The sequence below is a fragment of the Halorubrum coriense DSM 10284 genome (genome assembly GCF_000337035.1).
GTDB classification, from domain to species: domain Archaea; phylum Halobacteriota; class Halobacteria; order Halobacteriales; family Haloferacaceae; genus Halorubrum; species Halorubrum coriense.
Genome location: NZ_AOJL01000063.1, coordinates 42,675 through 61,013 on the forward strand (window position 1 = coordinate 42,675; position 18,339 = coordinate 61,013).

General features: G+C 54.4%; 13 protein-coding genes and 4 pseudogenes. 6 read left to right on the forward strand and 11 right to left on the reverse strand.

Annotated elements, in window-relative coordinates; translation table 11 throughout:
* The first annotated feature begins 685 nt into the window (after positions 1-685).
* Positions 686-970: a DUF5684 domain-containing protein gene (locus tag C464_RS16760; protein ID WP_239640266.1), complete on the forward strand. Its 285-nt coding sequence runs from the start codon at positions 686-688 to the stop codon at positions 968-970.
* Positions 971-1,425: 455 nt separating this feature from the next.
* On the opposite strand, the gene C464_RS18785 is transcribed toward C464_RS16760, so the two are convergent.
* On the reverse strand, positions 1,426-2,949 hold the full coding sequence (locus tag C464_RS18785; protein ID WP_152421002.1) for a DUF6498-containing protein: 1,524 nt from the start codon (positions 2,947-2,949) through the stop codon (positions 1,426-1,428).
* Positions 2,950-3,160: 211 nt separating this feature from the next.
* On the opposite strand from C464_RS18785, the pseudogene C464_RS16770 reads away from it, so the two are divergent.
* Positions 3,161-3,799, forward strand: a pseudogene (locus tag C464_RS16770) (IS6 family transposase).
* Here C464_RS16770 and C464_RS18005 read toward each other — a convergent pair.
* Positions 3,796-4,236, reverse strand: a complete 441-nt coding sequence (locus C464_RS18005; protein WP_080510502.1) for a DUF3592 domain-containing protein — start codon at positions 4,234-4,236, stop codon at positions 3,796-3,798. The pseudogene C464_RS16770 and the gene C464_RS18005 sit on opposite strands and share 4 nt — an antisense overlap.
* 431 nt (positions 4,237-4,667) lie before the next feature.
* Here C464_RS18005 and C464_RS16775 point away from each other — a divergent pair, with 431 nt between their 5' ends.
* Positions 4,668-5,306, forward strand: coding sequence for a DUF998 domain-containing protein (locus C464_RS16775; protein WP_006114985.1), 639 nt, complete (start codon positions 4,668-4,670; stop codon positions 5,304-5,306).
* A gap of 275 nt (positions 5,307-5,581) precedes the next feature.
* Here the strand turns inward: C464_RS16775 and C464_RS16780 are convergent, their stop codons facing one another.
* Together C464_RS16780 and C464_RS16785 are read right to left on the reverse strand one after the other, a co-directional pair.
* On the reverse strand, positions 5,582-6,454 hold the full coding sequence (locus C464_RS16780) for a hypothetical protein (RefSeq protein ID WP_049911392.1): 873 nt from the start codon (positions 6,452-6,454) through the stop codon (positions 5,582-5,584).
* Between the two features lie 169 nt (positions 6,455-6,623).
* A complete protein-coding gene (locus C464_RS16785; RefSeq protein WP_006114987.1) occupies positions 6,624-6,842 on the reverse strand; it encodes a DUF7511 domain-containing protein in 219 nt (72 codons plus the stop codon).
* A 358-nt stretch (positions 6,843-7,200) separates the two neighbouring features.
* Between C464_RS16785 and C464_RS18010 the strand changes: the two are divergent.
* Positions 7,201-7,521, forward strand: a pseudogene (locus C464_RS18010) (PAS domain S-box protein); the annotation flags it as partial.
* A gap of 56 nt (positions 7,522-7,577) precedes the next feature.
* Here the strand turns inward: C464_RS18010 and C464_RS19370 are convergent.
* A complete protein-coding gene (locus C464_RS19370) occupies positions 7,578-9,176 on the reverse strand; it encodes a DUF1102 domain-containing protein (RefSeq protein WP_006114988.1) in 1,599 nt (532 codons plus the stop codon).
* 349 nt (positions 9,177-9,525) lie between these two features.
* Between C464_RS19370 and C464_RS16795 the strand changes: the two genes are divergently transcribed.
* Positions 9,526-10,089 (forward strand): tyrosine-type recombinase/integrase, encoded by a 564-nt coding sequence (locus tag C464_RS16795; protein ID WP_006114989.1) that lies wholly within the window; start codon positions 9,526-9,528, stop codon positions 10,087-10,089.
* Between the two features lie 117 nt (positions 10,090-10,206).
* Here C464_RS16795 and C464_RS18015 read toward each other — a convergent pair.
* The 4 genes and pseudogenes from C464_RS18015 to C464_RS18025 form a co-directional block, all read right to left on the reverse strand.
* Positions 10,207-10,817, reverse strand: a pseudogene (locus C464_RS18015) (transposase); the annotation flags it as partial.
* A gap of 113 nt (positions 10,818-10,930) precedes the next feature.
* A complete protein-coding gene (locus tag C464_RS16800; RefSeq protein WP_152421003.1) occupies positions 10,931-13,402 on the reverse strand; it encodes a DUF1102 domain-containing protein in 2,472 nt (823 codons plus the stop codon).
* Between the two features lie 81 nt (positions 13,403-13,483).
* A complete protein-coding gene (locus C464_RS18020) occupies positions 13,484-13,990 on the reverse strand; it encodes a DUF1102 domain-containing protein (protein WP_161781691.1) in 507 nt (168 codons plus the stop codon).
* 89 nt (positions 13,991-14,079) lie between these two features.
* On the reverse strand, positions 14,080-14,712 hold the full coding sequence (locus C464_RS18025) for a hypothetical protein (protein WP_080510505.1): 633 nt from the start codon (positions 14,710-14,712) through the stop codon (positions 14,080-14,082).
* A gap of 448 nt (positions 14,713-15,160) precedes the next feature.
* On the opposite strand from C464_RS18025, the gene C464_RS18030 reads away from it, so the two are divergent.
* The gene (locus C464_RS18030) at positions 15,161-15,742 is read left to right on the forward strand and encodes a DUF7344 domain-containing protein (protein WP_080510506.1); all 582 of its coding nucleotides are present in this window, start codon (positions 15,161-15,163) and stop codon (positions 15,740-15,742) included.
* Positions 15,743-15,832: 90 nt separating this feature from the next.
* On the opposite strand, the gene C464_RS16805 is transcribed toward C464_RS18030, so the two are convergent.
* Positions 15,833-17,107, reverse strand: a complete 1,275-nt coding sequence (locus C464_RS16805) for an IS200/IS605 family transposase (RefSeq protein ID WP_006114991.1) — start codon at positions 17,105-17,107, stop codon at positions 15,833-15,835.
* A gap of 110 nt (positions 17,108-17,217) precedes the next feature.
* Positions 17,218-17,592, reverse strand: a pseudogene (gene tnpA, locus C464_RS16810) (IS200/IS605 family transposase); the annotation flags it as partial.
* Positions 17,593-18,339 lie beyond the last annotated feature (747 nt).

Below are 18,339 nucleotides of genomic sequence, written 5' to 3' on the forward strand. Positions count from 1 at the left end.
GTTCTCGTCGCAACTCTCCTCCTTACTAGTGTACAGTTTTCTATTTTTCAGTCAAATGGGATGTTCCGACTTCGAACTAGTAACGAGCTTGATACTGTTATTGACGAATTCTCCGGGCCCGTGCCGCCTGTTCTCGGACTTCAATGGGGTATGGCTGATAAGGTCTCTACAGAAGGTGACACAGCAATATACTCCGTTTCGTACCTGTTTGGACTCCGATCGGCCGACGTGACTGTCCAAACCGAAACCGATTCGACAGCAGGTGGTGGGTATGTAATTGAATCAGAAGTCACGGTTGATGACCAACCATGGGCAACATATACGTCGACAATTAACAGCTCGGGTGAACATACAACGATCGACGTGACATACACCTCAAATCGGCGGTTCGGACTACGACGTGTCCCACAACAGCTGATCGCGAATCGGTATCGTGACGAGGTGCTCTCGGTTCAGGGGTATACTGTTGTCGCACGTGACGCACACTTCGGATTATAATTATTCTAACGGTCGTGATTCAGAGCGTGAAACGCTGACTTGGATTTCTTATTAATGTAAGAGAATTCATTGACTGATGCGATCAGCATTGGGTTCATCCGTTTCGATACAAGGAATTAGTGGTACCAATATTGAATTGTTCGTTACATTAGGACTTATTATTTTGATTTTTGCCGGATTTTGGAGAATGTTTGAGAAAGCGGGTAAATCAGGGTGGGCTGGAATTATCCCGATATACAACCTCTACGTCTTAGTCAAAATAAGCGGAAACGCATGGTATTGGTTTGCTCTATTTTTTGTTCCGGTGATCAATTTCTTCGCCACGCTGAAGGTTAGTATCGACATCGCTGGCAAATTCAATAAAGGAATTCTGTTTGGCCTCGGACTCACGTTTCTCTCGTTCATTTTTTACCCACTTCTCGGGTTCGGTGGCTACCAGTATAACGATACCACTACCTCAACTGGGGCATAGCCTAACACTCAAAGAACCTGAGTCAAGTCCAACTGCGCCGTGTTTCTCTCGATGAAACGCTGCTACGGGCTTGATACTATTTCCAGTATTATATACAGGCAGCCGCCGGCCGGAGGCGGTATTCAACAAATGTCCGGTCGCTGAGCCTCTCCCATCGCTCACCTCCCCCCAACGGATGAGAGGCTCATCTACTCCCCCGCGACGCTCCATCGATCATCCCCCGCTGGAAGGACGGCCCTCGACCCTGTCCAGCGGTNCCCAACGGATGAGAGGCTCATCTACTCCCCCGCGACGCTCCATCGATCATCCCCCGCTGGAAGGACGGCCCTCGACCCTGTCCAGCGGTACTATCCATCTGTCAAAGAGATGTTCCTAGTACCGACACCTCGACAATAGAGATCATTGTCTCCAATGCGTGGAATCACAGCTTAATACTGGAGGGTCAACGACGGTAACTATTGTTTGAGATAATAGATGATAAGCCCGACGAGCGGAATCGTAGTGAACAGAAATACGAAGACACCAGCTGCCACACCGCCTTCGGACTGAGCAGCTATCACTAACGCAATCAGTGAGATGACCCCGAACAGGGCCACCGATGCAAGCGACATACGGGGTGCTGTACCATCCAACCGCAACAATTTGATGCTAGTTTCTGCCATAGTGTCTGGCTCGTTAATATTCACATTCCAATTGTCAGTAGCGTCATTGTCAGCAGTACTCGCGTCAACAAGCGAATTCGTGATTGGGGTCGTATCTTCGATTCGTGGTAGCTTGATCGGTCTGTCACCGCGGTCAACGATTACCGTCGAGGTGTCCAACCGCCTGTCGACGGCGTCACGTTCGATTCGAATCTCATGATCAGCCAGCGATTCGTACCGCCAAAGAGGGGTTTGAAACAGGGTATCAGCCGCAACGATAGTGCTTGAATCTAACCGGTATTCAACACCAGCGTACCGGATCCAGTAGTCGAGATGGATGAGACCAAGCGGGACGCCGATCCCGAGAAACATGATGCCACCCGCTATCTGGGTAGCACCCTCAAACACAGCAAGTGATGCGGCGAGAAAGGCGAGGGGTGTCAGGAACCACGGTCCAGGGTGTGTCCGGAAACGTGACGCCGTAGGTAGCAGTCGTCCCGACAGCGACGGGCGCAGATCTGTGGGGGTTCCTGACAACGTTGTCTCAATCATCTCACGCTCTGGGGGACTGTACGCCTCCCCACGACCGACAAGTGACCACAACCCCACACCGAGACGGCCATCATAGTAGTACCCTGTGAGATCGGTGAGGAGCCTAATTGAGACTACCACAGCGACAAGTGGTCCCGTCGCAACTCGTTCAACCGCACGAGAGGACTCTCCAACTCCACCGTTAGAGACGATCAGGGCTGCGGTGAGCAGCGCGATGATGCTCGCGATGAGTACTGTTGCGCCTTCCGTGACAACACTCTGAAGAGCGGTTGCGACGTTGTGATCACGATAACCACCATCCTGGAAGTAAGCAGTGAGAGTTCGCCATCCTGCTGCGATGAAGATTCCAAACGCGCCAATAATGAGCCACGACGAGATGTTGGCATTTGGATTCACAGTTGCTGCGGGGCCGACAACCAGTGCCCCGACGAATAGCCACAGTCCGATGAGGGTCGGTACCACGAACAAAAGTGTCGGGATCGTCATTAGTCGGACGCTAGCTCCGATTAGTGGGACTGAAATGGAGGTCTGTTTTGCGGCAATCGCCCCCAACAGGATTGGATCCCCATTCCGTTCCATTGGCCGCCCGGCAAACGTCGCTCGAACAACCGCCCAAAAGCATACGACGCCGAATTCAAGCCAGTATAACGTCAACAGCTCTAAAACCGACAGGTTGAACATAACAATCCCAACAATCGGAACCAGATTTGCCACAAGAAGGGCTAGGAGTTCGGGGTCTGGGGCGTGACTAGCTTCCGTATCGTGAGTTGTGGCTTCTGAGCTCATCTACGGATGTTGTGAGAAGGTGACCCGATGCGCGTACCCTGGGTATGGAGCACAGACTTCTCAACATCAATCATAGTTCTGTCTCGTGACTTTTGAACGGGTGCTGTGGAGGGCATTCACGTTACTAACCGATAGCGGATCTAATAGTAGTAAGTCATGGTTGCTGGGTCGCGTAAAGTTAGAGAATGAGGCGTTCGACTTCAGAGTGTCTATGGCCGAAATCGAACGCCTCAGCGAACGTATTACGTGGATCGAGTTGTCGTTTGTGGAGCGAGATCGAACACCGCGCTGGGCGATTGAAGTGGGGATCCGCTGTCACTTAGCCGGTATGTCGCTGCGTGAGGTAAGTAAGCATCTAGAACTGTTTGGGATCAAGCGGAGCCATGTCGCTGTTAACAACTGGGTCTATAAGGCTGATCTACAGCCGATCTCGACCGTCTCCGAGGACCAACTCGCGGTTGACGAAAAGATGATCCGCCTTCACGGACAGAAATTCTGGCTGTACGGCGCGGTTGATCCGTATACCAACGAAATCCTTCACGTGAGTCTCTATCCGACCGCAAATAAACAGACGACGCGATGGTTTCTAACCGAGCTACACCGGCGCTATCAGCTCGACAACGTGGGATTTCTCGTCGATGACGCAGACTACCTCGGATCAGTTCTCGCTGAAGACGGCTAGCGATTTTAAGTCATTCAACATGGAAATCGGAATGCTATCGAACGTGTCTTTTGAGAAATAGAACGACGAACATCATCGTTTGCGGATAGTTTCGGCAATGTCGCGCTCGAGACAGCTCAAGATTGGCTCGAAGCCCTCGCCGTCTACAATAATTCACGCCAGACTTAACTCGACCATTTGTAGACTGGTCTTCCGATCAAGAATAGGCCTAAGATGCCGAATATAAGTGGTAGAGGGCTACTCTTTTTCTTAAGATACGATTTCGAGGGCAAGCCTTGGACGACATAGGCCGTGGTTGTCTCCCTGACATTGTACTGGTCAATTCTGTCTTCCGCGGCAGTCCTTGTGTCGGACGCTTTTGTTCCTATTCCCGGTCTTATGTTGTCGGAAGTGTATTGGGTTCCGTTGTACGTGTAGCTGTAAGTGACGTGGGGGGTGTACCTGTCCCCGCTTTTTGAGGAATCCATGGTGACTTCTTTGCTCTCTACCGTGGCTTCAATCTGCACCCCCGACGAGAGGCTTTGTTGCTGAGAGTATGCCATGTATCCAGCAACTCCGAGCAGCACAATCCCCAGTATTATACTTATCAGAGACAGCCTCGGCATATTGGCGATTGTTTAGACTACTGAATATTAATTTCGACGTATGTCTCCCTGCGCAACACATACACACGAATTCTACCGGCTGATTCAGAATATAGACGGAGAAAATAATATCGTTCAGGTGCTGACTACACTCTCTGTATTGGTCACGCCAGTACTGACAGGAGGTGAGTAGGTGCTATCGGCACCGCTGTATACAGGGCGCGAATCGGTTAGTGGTCTACACGCTGAGAGACAGATTAGGGATCGGTCAGTACGGGAGACTCCGTACCAATTTGTTCGTTAAATTGGATGCGGCATCGAGAGTGCGACCGTCCGAGACCACAGCCCATGACTGATGTAGTGGTTCGTATAACTCCTCTCCAGCCTCTTTGATGTTCTATCTGTCCTATGATAGACTCAGTTTTATATAATCAAAATTTAAATACCTCGATATGTCCCCAGATAAAGAACCGCTCGTTGACAGCGTCGCCGATACAGCAATCGCGGGGGTCACACTATTGCTCACTGGAGGGATTTCGCTCCTCGGGATCATCACCGCCGAGGCATACCACCCTGACTATGCCACCACCCAGGAGATCAGCGATCTGGGCTCAACAGCGCCCCCGAATCCGGTGAGTTACGAACCGACCGCGACGATTTTTAATGGTACCATGTTGGCCAGCGGTGCGGCTGTTCTCGTCGCTGTGTACTTTCTCTACCGAGTGGGGCGACCGCGCGTACTCTGGCTCCCGCTCGGTGTCTTCGGGTTCGGCGTCTTCGGCGTCGGTGTGTTCCCCGGGGATATGACGCCTTGGCACGGCCTCTTCGCACTGCTGACGTTCACGAGTGGTGGAATCGCGGCGGTACTGGCCGCACGAGCGACTCCGAAGCCGTTCTCCTCCGTCAGTGTGCTCCTCGGTGGGTTCTCGCTGGCGTCGCTGTTGTACGCGCTAGTGCTTGGAGACACTGGCCCGCTCGCCGGGCTAGCGTTCGGAGGTATCGAGCGCTGGGTGGTGTACCCGCTGTTGGTGTGGGTGACGGGTCTAGGCGGATTTCTATTAGGAGAAAATAGTATGAACCAGCGGAACTAGCTGCTAACTGGGGTCACCGCTCTCGACAGATCCTAACGAGGGCGTAATTGGAGTTGAATCTCCCCGAAAATAGCGGAACAGTCCTTCCTGAATTCTGTTAGAACGTGCTGTACAAGATACAACGCGCTGACCCAGCATAGGAGGAACTCGTGAAACATACTCAACAATCAAGATGTGTGTTCGTGTAGTCCATCGGTGAGTAAGAATCTCTCCCACCGAGCGAAGTCGATAGACTGAGCGAGGTAAGGTGGGGTTGTTGACCACGGTTGCTCGGGTCACTGGGGGCGCTTCGCCGACGCGTCGGCAATCGTCTGAAACTGCGTCGGGTCTTGGAGGAACTCCTCGCCTGTGTCGGTGATCGCCGATCGATCGATGTATTCGACGCCGTCACCGTACACTGCTAGCACGGGCTCGTCTTTGAACTCGCCAATCGGGCGAGACGTAGTACACTCTATTGCGACGTGCGTTCCTCCCGGAAGGGTGGGTGCGTCGGCGTACGCCGCCGGGAGGTCGTCTCTGTGAACCCCCGCCAGCATGTGGCCGGGAAGAATCACCATCGCGGTCCGGTAGCCGAACGCCGGCTGCGAAAGCATCCCGACCAGCAGATACGTGAGGTCCTCGCAGTCACCACAGCCATCAACGAGCGTCTCCTCGACGGTTCGGATGTAGTCCGGCGCTCCTATCGATTCCGCATCCGTCGCGTATTCGAGCGAGTGTACGAGTCCGATCGCCCCGTCGAGAAGGACCGACTCAGGGAGCGGCCGCCGAGTATACTTGCCCGTCGCGCTCGCGTTGGCGAGCGCCTCCGTGAGCCGCTCAGCATGAGCACTCGCCTTCGCCGCTTTGAAGCCGCTCAGATATCCGTGCGCCTCATCGGCCGCTTCTCTGTACGCGGACCGCTCAATCGGGAACTCCAGATGCCACTCACGTCCGGACGGGTCCGTCCACTCGTACGTCATGACGTAGCCGTCCGCAGTCCGTTCCCGAGTAGTCGGATCTCTCGCGTTGATGGGTGTCGGCCGCGTCGGCTCACTCGCAGAAAGAGACAGCGCCGCAGACCACAGATCAGATAGTTCGACGACCGAAAAAAAGACGACCCCAAGCGCGACTCGGTCCAGCGCTTTGTCGAAGAGTTCCCGTCGTTTTATGCCCACCGACGGACCACCTCGGATTTGTTCGTTACCGGTAGAGGCGTCCGACTCGGCGGGGGGCGAAACATCCGAGTCCGTGTCGACCGGGGCATCGGATTCGACACGGGCCGGCACCGTCGGGCCTCTTGACCCTCTCGCCCGCCGCGGTCGCGGTACATCCGGGCGGTTATCGGAAACATTCGGGCTTGACGACGGAGTCGACGTCCACCGTCACCCACGTCGACAGCCGCTCGTCATCGGTCGCCTCAGCTGGGAACACCGTGACCCGATCGGGACCCGACGACCGCCTGTCGACTTGATACACCAGACCGGTGAACGCGGGACTCACCGACTTCCGCCCGGTCGTCTCGTCGTTCCTTGACCTCCGGTTGATATCTGTTGTCATTTGTTACTCGTTCGGGCCATTCGGCAGCCTACGCTTGAACGCTTATAATAGGTGAACGGACGCGTCAGAAGCCGACCGGTGGGATATATACTCGTCGTGACCAGTCAGTCGTTCCCGTTCTCGCTCGGCAAAGACAATTTCTCTCCAGTATTTAAATTATGGTCTTTCAAATTGAAATAATCAGAGTACGGCGTGGCACCGGACGGGACTCGGGAGATGGGCGATCATGTCATGATCGGTTTGATACAAATTCATTTCCTCCTGAACAGAGAACGCCTGTCCGGCCGCTGATCTCGTACGGAGCGATATAGATCACTCATAGCAAGAAAAACCGTATCGCGGTGAAATCTCCGGCTGTATGTCCTCTCGGGAGTGCGAGACGCTGTCAGCGGTACTCGATACGCTCCACACTGGTGTGGCGATCTACGACGCCGTCTCCGGGACCGTTCTCGACGCGAACGCGCGACTAGAGGAGATACTCGGTTACACTCCAAACCAACTGCGTGAGCTCTCAGTAGCCGAATACACGACGAACACCTACCCGCACACCGAGTCCGAGTTCCACGATCGACTCTCCGCAGCCGCCAACGGAAACCCGCAGCAGTTCATGTGGCGGGCGAAGCGAGCGGACGGCGAACTCATTTGGATCCAAGTGTTCATTTCGCAACAGCGTCCGACAGCCGACCGCTGTGTCCGCGTGGAGGTTCGGGATATCACGCAGCACTACGACACCCATCAGCGCGGCACGCGTCGGAACAGGAACAGAGTTGTGAGGACAATACCGATGAGCAACGCAATCCCTCCAAGATCAGTAAGATCGATGCCAGAACGTTCAGTCACTGCTTCTTCCCTGTCATCTCTCACTTCTGTCTCGCCTGAGACACCCGTATCGGCAGAGCCATCATTTGGAGTGTTGACACTGGAAGCACTTCCGGCCTCGGTACCGGTTTCGCCACCGCGTTGTTCGGTCACGGTAACAGACTGCGCGATTATTTGATCGGTTCCCATTCCGGAATCCCCCGATCCAGGTTCAAGAGCTGGACCTGTCAGGACGAGGTTGTACTCTCCAGGGGAGTTGAGGCGGACAACTACTGATTCGGTCGTCGTCTCGCCAACCTCAGCGTTGACTGTGGCTACCTCGTCACTCACCAACTCTCTTTCATCAGCGGTTACAATTTGAACCTCCACCTCATTCGCAGGGGCCAGCCCATTGTTATCGAGGTTAACAGTAACAGTTAGCGTCTCCCCAGCCGCGACTTGATTGGCTGAGAGGGTCGCCTCAACCGGGACTAATGCTGGGCGCTCGGCTGTGACTGCGAACGCAGAGAACCCTGTGGAGGTAACTTGGAGTCGGACCGTCTCATTGTTCCTGTTGACTACGGTCGTCGTCGTTCGCTTCCAGCCCGCCTCTGTCTCATGGTAGACGGCGAGTTGTCCAAGGTCAACGTCCGTTGCCGCGAGATAGTCGCGATCCACAACGAGCTCAGTAGTCGCCTCGCTGATTGGCTGGTCAGGTGTCGTAAACTCAACTGTGTAGTACCCGAGCGCGTCCACACCAAGCGGCATGGCGGAAGTTTCTGGCGGTGGGTCGGTGGTACCCCTTACTTCGAACTCGACATCACCGGAGTCCGTACTGACGAACGTCAGGTCGGTGAGTCGAACCGCTGGGTCACCAACATGGAGCTGTCGGAGATCGACTTCAGTCTCTACCTCAGCAGCGAGCGAGAGAATTTCGACATTCCGGGCGGTTGAGTCGGGTGACTCTACCGTCGTAACTGTGCCCGGATCGTCATCGTCGTCACTATTGCCATCGTTATCTGCGTCCCCGACCGCCTCTGAATCGGACGGACGGGCGTGGACCGAAATTTCATTAATGAGTCGGTCGCCCGGAGCGACTTCGGCTACACGGGTGTCAACTTCGACGCCGACTGGAACCGCGTCGTTTTCTGAAGTCAGCCGTACAGCGTTCGACTCGGTCTCGATCGGTTCGCCGTCTACGACAAACGTGACGCCTGTCCCCTCGTGGTCGATCCATGCTTCTGCGGACGCGTTTCCGTCGTAGGCAATATAGAAGAGTGCCTCCTGAGCCGCAAATGTGTCTGGGTTTACACCCTCATTATCTAGGTTCGGATTGTTTTCAGTGATATCAACCGCGAGTTCGTCGTTCTCGTTGAGGTATGCGTAGGGGTTGTCGCCGGGCTGGAGTGCGATCTCATCGTTGAGTGAATCGCTCGGCTGGTCGAGGATGGCTGCGCCGCTGGAGACAACGAGCAGGACGACTGCTCCTAACGAGATCGTGATGAGTAGGGCGGTTGGCCCACGCTGCCATCTCATCCGCCTATACTAACTGTCGTCAGTATATAAGAAATCGCCCCACATGACCGTATCGAGGTGTTCTTGAACTGGATTGCGGCATAAACGTATTTTAGTGCCGATACGTCGGTTGATGGTGTGTTCGCTAATTACTGCGAGTCGCTACGAGCATTCTTAACGGTAGTGAAAACACGACTGACCTCCACACGCGATACATCGCACCACTTCTTGAACACGCCGACACACCACCGTCACATATCACCCAAGACGCGGATTACCTCGACTTCGGGGTGACGTGACCGACGTGACCCGGATGAACATCATCGGCGTACTCCGCGTGTTCTTCAGAGACTTCCTCGACTGAGAGGTCATGGACGCCTTTGAGATGCCCTCGAAGTCCGCGAAACCCACAGACATCCCCTCGAAGGAAGAGCTACAGACGTTCTACAGTACTCTTGAAAATCCGAAGTACAAGGCAGCGTTTCTGTTTGCGTCCACGTCGGGACTCCGGTCCAGCGAACTGTGTCAACTAACGATGGACGACATTGACCAGGAGAAGCGGATGCTCGTTCCGGAGAAGGAGTCAAGCACGAAGCAGACGTGGCTGACCTTCTACAACGACGAAGCGGCCGAGGCGTTCGAGGCGTTCAAACCCGAGTACAAGCCGGACGACGAGCGTGTGTTCCAGACGAGTAAGCAACTCCTGAATCGTAAGTTCCGGCACGTCTCGGAGGATACGGGCGTGAGGGTCACGGTACAGAAGTTGCGTCGCTGGTTTGCGACTGAGATGAGTCGATGCGGCGTGGATGCGAAGTATATCGACGCGTTCTGTGGACGGACGCCCTCAAGCGTCTTGGAGCAGCATTATCTCGATTACTCCCCGGAACGCTTGAAGGAAATCTACGACGAGGCAGGGATCACAGTGCTTGAATAACCCCGTAGGAGCCTGTCATAGAAACCATCTCATAGCTTGAGTTTCTCGCGGCTATGGTCGTCTCCCCGCTCAAATTTGGTGATTACAACGACGAGACGGAGACACAGCGCAAGGAACACTATCGACGGCAAGCGCGTCACGCGTGACGCGCATCGCCGTCTCCTGATCCGCTTGTTTAGCTTGTGTGAACTCCGCTGCTATCGGAATCTTTGCGCCGGTCGAGACGAGTGTACAGCCGAAGCCGTAGCAGTACTCTTCGGCTGTTGGATCGTAGTTCCACGAGGCGGCGTCGTTGTGCTGGATCGCTTCGATGTGAGTCGAATCCATGGAGTACGTGGAGTCGAGCAGGCCGCGGGCGGCGGCCTGCTCGACGAGTCTGCCGAAGACATCGTCAACGACGTGTTCGAGATCAGTGAGAAACCGATTAATAGTGTCTCTAGAGGGAGGTTTGTCGAGTCCGCAGTAGTACCAGACAAGGCTATGCTGGAGTTCTCGTGTGATTGGACGAGTGCTGTAGACACCCTCGTAGTAGCAGTGTAGAAAGCCGAAAAAGAGGTCTGGTGGTTTGTGAACTCGTGTTCGCCTCCGGCGAGCGGGGCGAACACTTCGTACTCCAGTAGAAACTCAAAGTCAAGATGTTCAAACAGCGGAACCGTCTCGGTAGCCGCTGCATTCAAAAACTCGTTGACCGAAGCTTCGTTTTGTAGGCCTTTGGAGCTTGTAGACACAGTCTCTAAACCCTGCTGCTTCGCACGTGACGCTTCCTATGACAGGCTCCCGTAGGTGTCGAGTCGTGAAAGAATGGGAGAAAGCCGCGGTCAGTGAGCGAGCGGTCCGAAGGCTAGCGGGCGTCGAGTTGCGTTTGTTCGTCAATCGCCTCCAGGACCGGGTAGCCGTCAGGCCCAACGACCGTATTCCACGTGTCCTCGAAGTCGAGGGCATCCATATTATTGGATGCGGCGCTCCCCGTCATTGCGGTCGCAGGCTCCGTGTTGTCCGTCGAGCCGAAGCCTTGGACACCGGTACCGGTACCAGCTTCAGAGCCGGTCGCTACGTCTTGATTTGTCGTTCCTTTATCCCAGTAAGAGGTTTCGATGGCGTCTTCGTCGGCAGTTCCGGTATTCCCGGCGAGGCCACCCGCATTGAACGAATCAGCAACATTCCCGGTTGCATACGATTCCGTGACGGTTGTACCTGTGTCGAATGCGTTCATATTCCCAACAAGCCCGCCGGCAGATTTCCCCGAGCCCCTCGAGGAGACATCACCAGTTGCATATGACTTCTCGATGGTGGGGCTAGGTTCACGTACCTCAGGCACATGTTTCCCAACGAGTCCGCCGACATTATTACCGCCAGTGACGGTCGCTCCAGAGAACGATTCACTGATTTCACCGTGGTTAGTTCCAACAAGTCCACCAGTTGAATCAGTACTTCCGTCGCCGCTACCCTCGACTTCACCAGTAACGTATACGTTCGTAATGGTCGTTTCCGGGTAGGTGGATCCGGCAAGCGCACCAACCGTACTCCCACCAGACACATCTACGGCTTCAAGTCCGAGGTCCCTTATTTCTACAGACCTAGCTGTATCGATTAGGCCAGCGGCGGTTCCATCTGTATCAATTTTTAGCCCCTCTATGACGTGACCGTTACCGTCGAATGTACCATCAAACCGAAAAAATGGACTGAACCCAATCTCTGGGTCCTCAACCACGCTAGTGTAGCCATCGGTGCTTTGATTGAGGTCGTTTACCAGAGCGAAGTCTCCACTAGTTACGAAAAAAGAATCGTCACCGCTGCCACGGATACTCTCTAGATCGTTCCAATCCTCGATTAGCGTGGGTGCAACGTCTTCGGGGAGAATCTGTCCATCGTAGACAACAGCGTTGGAGTCGAAGGTGTTGTTTTCACTGATGGCTTCCAGATCGAGTGCCGTTGGGTCGTTCCTACTGTACGCCACAAGGTAAATATCGTCCCCACCGGCGTCATTGAACTGGTTGTTACTGACCTGGACCTCACCCGACGCACCGTTTGCAATGATTGCACCAGCCTGGAATCCGGAATTCTGTGCGTAGTTACTGAAGTTATTATCAGTGACCACAGTACCGCTAACGTCGCCAGCGAGGCGGATCGCATCTTCTCCGATGGTATCGAAGCTGTTGCCGCTGATCTCGGCGTTGGTGAACCCAGCAGCTTGGACAGCAGTCGTCCCTTCACCATCGGTGCCTTGGAACGTATTGTCGGTGATCTCAACGCCATCAATTACGCTCTCGGAGTCTTGCCGGGCGTTGAGAACGAAGTTTCCGCCAGAGCCACCTGCGAACCGGTTTTGCGTGATGACGGTGTTATCGCTACCATCCTGAAGCCGGAACGGAGCATCACCACCTGGGATGGTGATATCTGAGTTCGTAATCACCGTATTCGAACCCTCGATCTCCGTTCTGGACCCTCCGCTGCCCGCGTTCGATCCAGAAACGAGCTCAAATCCGTCGATAGTGACACCGTCGGCCGTTATATCTCCCCCAAGCTCGAAGCTGGCTTCATCGCCCCGCGTATCGCTGTTACCGTCGATCCCTGCGTTCGGGCCTTCAAGCGTCAGGCCATCGACGTCAATTGTTACACTCTCGTCGTACGTCCCGGGCTCAACGAGTATCCTTGTTCCATCAACAGCATCAATTGCGCCCTGAATCGAATCGAATTCTCCAGTATCTGGATCCTTACTAACAACGGCAGCGTCCTCACCAACTGGATCACTTGGTTGTGAGCCACCCGGCACATCGACATCAGCAGTTAGCGAGGCAGTGAGTGCCTGATCGTCCGTTGAACTGAGAACACTCGTGTCAATATGGACGCCAACGTTGACCTGCTGGCCGGTAGTGAGTGTCACAACACTATTACTACCGTCGTTTAATTCGCGATCCGAGTCGCTTCCCGGATAGAACCAAATATCGTCGTTGTCGAGATCCTCGCCGCTGAAATTGGCCCACACGTAGATCGTCTGGGTGCCCTGGTTCTCAAGTCGGAAGACATCGTCAAAGTCGTACGTTGAATTGAGGCCGACACCAGATCCACCGCCGTCTGACGTCCCGAAGTCCAACGCAATCTCGCCGTCACCACCAGAGCTGGTGTCCACTGATGCGAACTCTCCGTTTTCATTAGGAGAAGCAGAGAGCCCGAGGTACCCATTCGTGTCGTCTGCGACGGAGACACTTACATCACGGCTTGCGCTTACACTAGTGAATGCGCCAGTCCCCATTGCCGCAGCAGTTCCACTTCCTAACACGCCCAGCGCTGCGAGATATTTGCGTCGGTTCATATTGACCTCCCCCTTGGGGGAAATGCCCACCGGCGGAATCGAACCGCCGAAATGCCAGCGTGGGTACAAGCCAGTCAGAGATCAGGGATCCGAAATTGTCTCAGTTGCGCCAAAATCTCCCACTTTCGCGTGTACAGTAGTGCTTTTGTTGAAATACTGTTCCTGAGTGTCGGCTGTGAGAATTCGAACTCCTACCTGTGCTTGTGACCCAGGACTGAGGCTCAGCTGTGCCTCCGTCCCATCAATTCGGTCACGGTTATGACCCGTGTCAAGCACATAGAACTCCGCATACGCATCTGCTTCTGGGCCATTACCATCGATGTCAACGTTGTCAATCTGAATGAATACCTGCTGAGTCCCTTGATTCTTTACACGAAACACATCGTTGAACTCGTATGTGGAGTTCTGGCCGACACCCTCGCCACTGGCACTAATGTTCGCTCCGTTGAAGTCAAGGCCAATCTGATTCCCCGCTATCGGGGCGCTTTGCTCAGAGAAGCCCCCGTTTAGTCCCCGCCCTCTCGTTAGAGCGAGGTAGGCCTCCGTTTCGCTGGCAACAGAGACACTGATTCGTCGGTCACCGCGCACACTGGTGACGGCACCAGTACTAACAGCACCGACGCCACCAGCGGAAATAAGACCGAGTGACGATACGAATTGTCTCCGCCTCATTTTAATTAGGTGGCAGAGTCGTCAGCGCCGCCGTCAACGTCTCCGGCGTTGGCCGAGACAGTGAGGTCTCCCAACGACGCAAACGAGGTATCACTGCCAGTGGTGACAACTACGTCCACCTGAACTACATCACCAGGGGCCAGTTCAATATCACTGGCAGATCCTGTCAGTTTGTTACCGCTACTAACACTTGTACCGGTGCCGGACTCGTTAAAGAAAATATATACGTCGTCAGAACCTGCTGAATAGCTCGATGGATCAGTAACACTAATATTTGAACCGCCGCTGAGGTCAACCTCCACCTCTTGGGTTCCCTGATTCGTAATACGGAAAACATCCTCAGCCGTCGTGACAGCACTGGGATTTACACCCGAGCCGCCACTGGTTTCCGTTAGGTCGTCGCCGTTACTGAGATCGTCAAAATTGATCGAGAGGTCGCCGTCGTCGCCGCTTTCGTTAGCATAGGCTCCATTAGTAGAGCCCTCCGCATCCATCCCAAGGTATGCGCTTTCGTCACCAGTGACAGAGACCGTAACCGAACGATCCGCAGTCACACTCGTGAACGCGCCAGTCCCTACAGCAGCTGCGCTTCCAGAAGCCAATGCGCCCAGTCCGACGACAAACTTTCGCCGTTGCATATTGGATTTCACCTGTGTTCTGGCACCCCCGAGCCTGACCGTTCAGGCCGGAAGCACTCGAATGAGGAATGTAGGGGGACCTACTTCGTTATGAGACGCTCGAGGCTACATCTTGGAGGAGTTGATGAATCGAATGGTGAACTCGATTTGGCTCAGGCACGCCTCATTATTCTCATCAAGCAGTACTTGAAGCGGACATGTATCTGTATCACAGCGTTCAGGGCATCATTACGGACAGATCAAGAGTAGCTTGAAGACCCAAGAGCGGATTCTGTAATGTTTCAATCAACCCCTTCAGAATCATAAGGAGACCCAGATAATGTGTCGTGGAACATAATGGCAGATAAAATATACTATTGGTTTATACTATCTGCCCTCACAAATTTAAACTGACAATCGGCGGCTTGGTGCTTGGATATCTTGAAAAGCGGACTAAGGGGTCGATCGAATGCTACCAATCACGACATCAACAAACAAATCAAACTCAAACGAGGATGAACTGTCCGAAGACGAAATCTATGATGTTCTATCGAACCGTCGACGACGATTTGTGATCCACGCGCTCAAACGCAAGCAAGGACCGGTCGATATCTCTGAGCTTTCAGAACATATCGCTGCTTGGGAGAGCGGTAGAGATCCCGACGACGTTGAGTACGAGGATCACCGAAGCGTGTACAGTACCCTCAAACGCACCCACCTGCCAAATCTAGAGCAAAACAACATCATAACTATCGACGAAGAAGAAAGTGTAGTTCATCCTACTCCTCAACTGGAAAACATCGATGTTTATATTGAGGCTGTTAGCAGCAAGGAAATGCCCTGGAGTCTTTATTACGTTGGGCTCGCAGGTGTCGCAGTTTCACTCCTGCTCGTAGTCACAGTTGGCGCACCGGTAGTTGGGGCACTTGAACCAGCTGAGGTGGGCATTTTCACAGCCACCGCCTTCGGAATGTCAGCAATCGTTCACCACATCGTCGGCCGCCGTACTCGTCTTGGTACTAGGGAGAAACCACCAGAACTCTATCAGTGAGAATGAGAGCACCTAGCCGGACGCCGCAGATTCGCGTTGTTGACATCCTCCCCGCGCTAAAGCGCGAGGATTCCTCCGTTGGGGGTTCGGCTACCGACCCACGGAGGCAACTTGCGGGTTCGTGCGCACTTCTTTGGGACTTTCGTGAGGGTATGGTTTCCCCGACCAATCGTGGTCGTCCCACTCGAATCGCACGGGCCGTGCCATCGGCCTGACTTCGCAATCGCTGTTTTCTCGAAGGAACGTCTCCGACGCCGTGAGGTCGGCGTGCCCCTCGAAACCGCACGGACACGTCAGCGTCTCCCCGTGGCGAACCGTCTCCTCGTGGTCGCCACACTCGGGACACGTTTGAGAAGTCCACGCTTCCGATTCGACCTCGAGACTGATGCCGTACTCCTCACAGACACACGCGAGACGGTGGATGAATTTCTTGAACGCCCAGAAGTTGTGCGTCTTCTCGTTCACCCTGACTGACCAGTGCGTTTCCAGCACGTCGGTCAAATCACCCACGTACACCGTCGCCACGCCCTCGTCGTACAGCCGTTCAACGAGGTCGCGTACCAGCGCGTTCTGTGCGTGGTCACGGCGTTTCGTCCGCTGTCGGTACAGCCGTCGAATCCGATTCGAGGAGTAGCGTCCGTCTCGGAGTTTTGACTGTAGGCGGGCGATTTCGTCGGTCGTCTCGCGGAACCGTCCGAACAACTCTCGTCCGTCGTAGAGGTACTGGTTCCCAGTGGTCGTGGAACAGGCGACGAGATTGTTCGCGCCAACGTCGAGGGCGGCTTCGTGAGAAGCCAGTGGTGAATCCAGTCGAGAATCAGGGACGGTGACTGGTTGAAAAGCCCTGAACGTGTCGCTAACCTCGTCGTATTCGAGTTCCAGACGACCCTGTTTGCCGTCCCACTTCGGGTTGCCTCGGAGTTTGAGGCGGAGTCGTTCGTGGTAGCCGAGTCCGTATTCGTCTTTCAGTTCTTGCCCAACAGGGATTTCCAGACGGCTACGCTTGCCCCACTGAATCGTGTACTGGTCGTTTCGGATGTAGGTGCGGAGTTCGCGTCCGTCCTCCTCGTTGCCCCAGTACGACGGTGGGTTGGCGTACTCGCCTTTCTCCGTGAGGGCGAAGAACGACCGCCACGCTTCGCTGTTCTTGCGCGTGACCTGTTGGACAGTCGCGCTTCCGACGACGCCGTTGTACTGTCCACGGTACTCGGAGGTGTCCCATACGTCGCCGTCACCGAAGTAGTTCTGACGGCGTTCGTAGGTCAGCTCGTTCCACAGAGAGGCTGAGGCGTCGAGTAGCCGTAGGAGGCACTCTTTATCGTTCTCGGTCTGTGGAACGACCTCGAAGGTGTTGACGCGCTTCATGCGTCGTCACCCTCCTGTTCAGCGATGTACTGTTCGACAGCGCCCTTCGAGGCGCTTCCCGCCGTACCGACGTAGTATGAACGAGTAATCATCGCGGCGCGCGTCGGAANGTCGTCACCCTCCTGTTCAGCGATGTACTGTTCGACAGCGCCCTTCGAGGCGCTTCCCGCCGTACCGACGTAGTATGAACGAGTCCACTTCACACGGTCATCGTAGCGGTTGTTGTACTTGCGGGCGGAGATGCCCTTGAGCCAGTTGACGATGAGTGACGGGGCGTTCTTGGGTGGACTCCCGATGAACAGGTGTACGTGGTCGGGCATGACCTCGGACTCGGCCAGTTCGAGGCCTTTATTCTCACAGATTTCCGCGAAGATGGTTTCGAGACGTTCCTTCGTCTTCCCCGTCAGGTGCGAACGCCGATATTTCGGCACGAACACTATGTGGTAGTAGAGTTCGTATTTCGCGTGACGGGTACTCTTTACCATCTATGTATACTATCAAAATCAAACGGCTTAAATATTGCGTTGGAACCCCGTCTATGCCATCGTCGGTGGGTGCATACTATTGGTCGGCTTCATCCCCGCCCTGAAGGGCGAGGCTTTCGCCTCGAATTTTCCGTAACTTCCGTCTCCTGAGTATTCTGCTCGCATTTACAGCAGCGATTGGATTTGTTTTTGGTACCGCTGGGTTCACGACTATAGATGCTGACCGCGAAGTCGCAGTCAACGTAACTGAGGACGACAACGCATATCTCGGCTACGAGCAGCTCACCAATGAGGGTGAGAACATTACTGCAGGGCAACCTACACCGGTTGTAGAGTATCACAACCAAATCGGTGTCAACCTCGACACCTTAGAGGTCAACGTTTTGCGTACAAGTTCGTCTGGGCCTACAATCAAAACCGATGATTCTCCAAGTCAACTCGATCAAGGGGGCGCTGGTACTGTCACCGTTACGCTAGATTGTTCTACAACGCAAGATATTGAGCTCAAATTTGAGGTAACCGGGACCGGATCAANGGGGGCGCTGGTACTGTCACCGTTACGCTAGATTGTTCTACAACGCAAGATATTGAGCTCAAATTTGAGGTAACCGGGACCGGATCAAGCGCAAGCGTCTCGTATGATCGTACTCTCGAAGTCACGTGCGTACCGAGTCAAGACACTGAACAAGAGGATGGGGAAGACGAAGACGAGGATGAACAAGAGGATGGGGAAGACGAAGACGAGGA

What these genes read in the sequence shown, in the direction of transcription:
- C464_RS16775 (WP_006114985.1), top strand. Translation starts at nt 4,668, where the DNA reads ATGTCCCCAGATAAAGAACCGCTCGTTGACAGCGTCGCCGATACAGCA.
- C464_RS16805 (WP_006114991.1), bottom strand. Translation starts at nt 17,107, where the DNA reads ATGAAGCGCGTCAACACCTTCGAGGTCGTTCCACAGACCGAGAACGAT.
- C464_RS16795 (WP_006114989.1), top strand. Translation starts at nt 9,526, where the DNA reads ATGGACGCCTTTGAGATGCCCTCGAAGTCCGCGAAACCCACAGACATC.
- C464_RS16785 (WP_006114987.1), bottom strand. Translation starts at nt 6,842, where the DNA reads ATGACAACAGATATCAACCGGAGGTCAAGGAACGACGAGACGACCGGG.
- C464_RS18030 (WP_080510506.1), top strand. Translation starts at nt 15,161, where the DNA reads ATGCTACCAATCACGACATCAACAAACAAATCAAACTCAAACGAGGAT.
- C464_RS19370 (WP_006114988.1), bottom strand. Translation starts at nt 9,176, where the DNA reads ATGAGATGGCAGCGTGGGCCAACCGCCCTACTCATCACGATCTCGTTA.
- C464_RS18785 (WP_152421002.1), bottom strand. Translation starts at nt 2,949, where the DNA reads ATGAGCTCAGAAGCCACAACTCACGATACGGAAGCTAGTCACGCCCCA.
- C464_RS16760 (WP_239640266.1), top strand. Translation starts at nt 686, where the DNA reads ATGTTTGAGAAAGCGGGTAAATCAGGGTGGGCTGGAATTATCCCGATA.
- C464_RS18005 (WP_080510502.1), bottom strand. Translation starts at nt 4,236, where the DNA reads ATGCCGAGGCTGTCTCTGATAAGTATAATACTGGGGATTGTGCTGCTC.
- C464_RS18025 (WP_080510505.1), bottom strand. Translation starts at nt 14,712, where the DNA reads ATGCAACGGCGAAAGTTTGTCGTCGGACTGGGCGCATTGGCTTCTGGA.
- C464_RS16800 (WP_152421003.1), bottom strand. Translation starts at nt 13,402, where the DNA reads ATGAACCGACGCAAATATCTCGCAGCGCTGGGCGTGTTAGGAAGTGGA.